This window comes from Mycobacterium sp. (genome assembly GCF_040509115.1).
Taxonomy (GTDB): Bacteria; Actinomycetota; Actinomycetes; order Mycobacteriales; family Mycobacteriaceae; genus Mycobacterium.
In genome coordinates, this window is record NZ_JBEVLO010000542.1 from 1 (window position 1) to 3,403 (window position 3,403).

The window sequence follows — 3,403 nt, forward strand, 5'->3', positions numbered from 1 at the left end:
CGAAGAGAAGGCCACCCCAGATGAGCGCTTGCGCGAAGAGAAGAAGGTACCGATGAGCACCACACCGCGCGCCCTCGACATGGCGGCGATTCTCCATGACCGGACCAATCGCGTCGTCGTGTGTTGCGGCGCAGGCGGAGTCGGCAAGACCACGACCGCGGCCGCGATGGCATTGCGAGCCGCCGAGTACGGTCGCACGGTCGTCGTGCTGACGATCGACCCCGCCAAGCGACTGGCCCAGGCTCTCGGCATCAAGGATCTCGGCAACACTCCCCAACGGGTGCCGCTCGCCCCGGAGGTCACCGGCGAGTTGCACGCGATGATGCTCGACATGCGCCGGACGTTCGACGAGATGGTGGTCCAGTACTCCGGCGCGGACCGGGCGGACGCGATTCTGGAGAACCAGTTCTACCAAACCGTTGCCACGTCGCTCGCGGGCACGCAGGAGTACATGGCCATGGAGAAGCTGGGCCAGTTGCTTGGCGAGGACAAGTGGGATCTCGTCGTCGTGGACACGCCACCATCGCGCAACGCCCTGGACTTCCTCGACGCGCCGAAGCGTCTCGGCAGTTTCATGGACAGCCGGCTATGGCGGATGCTGCTGGCCCCTGGCCGCGGTATCGGGCGCCTGGTCACCGGCGCCGTCGGCCTGGCAATGAAGGCGCTGTCGACCGTGCTGGGTTCCCAAATGCTTTCGGACGCAGCAGGTTTCGTCCAGTCACTGGACGCGACGTTCGGCGGTTTCCGGGAGAAGGCGGACCGCACCTACGAACTCCTCAAGCGGCGCGGCACTCAGTTCGTCGTCGTGTCGGCAGCCGAGCCGGATGCGTTGCGGGAGGCGTCGTTCTTCATCGATCGACTCTCGACCGAGAAGATGCCGCTGGCCGGGCTGATCCTCAACCGGACGCATCCGACGTTGTGCGAGCTGACGACCGACACGGCGCGCGAGGCGGCCGATCAACTGGATTCGGGCGCCGATCCCGACACGCTCACCGCAGCGGTGCTGCGGATCCATGCGGACCGCGCGCAGACCGCCAAGCGGGAGGTCCGGCTGTTGGCCCGGTTCACGGGCGCCAACCCCCACGTGGCGATCGTCGGCGTGCCCTCACTGCCGTTCGACGTGTCGGATCTCGAGGCGCTACGCGCGATCGCCGATCAGATCACCGGCGAATCGGAGGCGGCGTAGCCGCACGCCGGGACGTCGTCCTAGACGGCGTTGCGGTGCTTGCGCTGAGCGGCGAAGAACTCGGCCCACGACACCACCTCGGGGTGTTGCTTGAGCAGGGCCCGCCGCTGACGTTCGGTCATACCGCCCCAGACCCCGAATTCGACGCGATTGTCCAGCGCGTCTGCCCCGCATTCGGAGATCACCGGGCAATGCCTGCAGATGACTGCTGCCTTTCGCTGAGCGGCGCCGCGGACGAACAGTTCGTCCGGGTCGGCCTGGCGGCATCTCGCCTGGGAAACCCAGGCGATTCGGGCCTCGGCCTCCACGCCTTGGACCACCACACCATTTACTGGGGAACTCATGACTGTTCTGCGCGCCGCGGGCCGTGTTCCTGACACCGGGGATCCCTTCGTCCTGCCGCCCCCCATGGACGGCCCAGTACTCAGGTGTAGAACGCCGATGCGATCTACGCCACATTGCGACCAGTAGTGTTACCTGGATCGCACTGTCAGTCAAAGCTAGGTGGTCAGGGGGCTTTTGCGCAACAGTGAGTTTCCGAATTTTTGGGACAACCGTGCAGTGATACATCTTCCCGCACTACCAGCGGTTACGCAGCCCCCAACTTGCGCTGATCGGACCGCTCGCGGGCTCGCGGCGACCGACGTCGCTACTCTGTATCCATGTCCGACCGATCGCAGGCTACGGCGCCGCCTCGGCGACCCCCCGCTGCGGTCACGATCATCAAGCTCGCCTGGTGCGTTCTTCTGACCAGCGTCGTCGCCGCCGCGCTGCTGTTTCCGGTCGTCGGCGGCTTCGGCCTGGTCTCCAATCGCGCATCCGACGTGGTTGCCAACGGCTCGGCGCAACTCGTCGAGGGCGAGGTGCCCGCGGTATCGACGATGGTCGACGCCAAGGGCAATCCGCTGGCGTGGCTATATACCCAGCGACGGTTCGAGGTGCCGACCGATCAGATCGCCAACACCATGAAGTTGGCGATCGTCTCGATCGAGGACAAACGATTTGCCGAGCACAACGGAGTCGACTGGAAGGGCACGCTGACCGGATTGTCCGGCTACGTCTCGGGGGCGGCCGACACGCGCGGTGGCTCCACCCTCGAGCAGCAGTACGTGAAGAACTACCAGCTACTGGTGATCGCGCAGACCGACGCCGAGAAGCGCGCCGCGATCGAGACCACTCCCGCCCGCAAGCTGCGCGAGATCCGAATGGCACTGACGCTGGACAAGACCTTCAGCAAGCCGGAGATCCTCACCCGCTATCTGAACCTGGTGTCCTTCGGCAATGGCGCGTTCGGTGTGCAGGACGCCGCACAGACGTATTTCGGCATCAACGCCTCCGAGCTCAACTGGCAGCAGGCCGCGCTGCTGGCCGGCATGGTGCAGTCGACCAGCACGCTGAACCCGTACACCAATCCCGAGGGAGCTCTCGAACGCCGAAACGTGGTGCTGGACACCATGATTCAGAACGTTCCTCAGGAAGCCGAGGCTCTGCGCGCAGCGAAGACGGAGCCGCTCGGTGTGCTTCCGCAGCCGCAGGAGCTGCCGCGCGGATGCATTGCGGCAGGCGACCGGGCCTTCTTCTGCGACTACGTTCTGGACTACCTGGCGCGCGCGGGCATCAGCAAGGAGCAGGTCGCCAAGGGCGGCTACTTGATCAAAACCACGCTGGATCCCGACGTGCAGATCCCGTTGAAGTCTGCGATCGACGGCATCGCCAGCCCCGACCTCGAGGGCGTCGCGAGTGTGATGAGCGTGATCAAGCCGGGGAAGGACTCGCATCCGGTGCTGGCGATGGCCAGTAATCGCACCTACGGCCTGAACACGGATGCCGGCGAGACGATGCAGCCGCAGCCGTTCTCGCTGGTCGGCGATGGCGCCGGCTCGACATTCAAGCTGTTCACCACCGCCGCCGCGTTGGAGATGGGCATGGGCATCAACGCGCAGCTGGACGTGCCCGGTCAGTTCCAGGCCAAGGGGCTCGGCAGCAGCGATACCCCGGGCTGCCCGAAGGAGACCTGGTGTGTGAAGAACGCCGGGGGCTACGGCGGGTCGATGAACGTCACCGACGCACTGGCCACCTCGCCGAACACCGCGTTCGCCAAGCTCATCTCGCAGGTCGGGGTGCAGCGCTCCGTGGACATGGCGGTAAGGCTGGGCATGCGGTCATACGCGCTGCCGGGCACAGCGCGCGACTACGACCCGGACAGCAACGAGAGCC

At 65.8% G+C, this 3,403-nt stretch carries 2 protein-coding genes and 1 pseudogene; 2 read left to right on the plus strand and 1 reads right to left on the minus strand.

Features of this window, described 5'->3' with window-relative positions; genetic code table 11:
- Positions 1–52 precede the first annotated feature (52 nt).
- Complete coding sequence (bagB, locus tag ABW137_RS36260; protein ID WP_526407878.1) at positions 53–1,186, plus strand: ATPase BagB; 1,134 nt, start codon at positions 53–55, stop codon at positions 1,184–1,186.
- A gap of 20 nt (positions 1,187–1,206) precedes the next feature.
- On the opposite strand, the gene ABW137_RS36265 is transcribed toward bagB, so the two are convergent.
- A complete protein-coding gene (locus tag ABW137_RS36265; RefSeq protein WP_526407877.1) occupies positions 1,207–1,566 on the minus strand; it encodes a WhiB family transcriptional regulator in 360 nt (119 codons plus the stop codon).
- Positions 1,567–1,848: 282 nt separating this feature from the next.
- On the opposite strand from ABW137_RS36265, the pseudogene ponA2 reads away from it, so the two are divergent.
- A pseudogene (ponA2, locus tag ABW137_RS36270) lies at positions 1,849–3,403 on the plus strand (transglycosylase/D,D-transpeptidase PonA2); the annotation flags it as partial.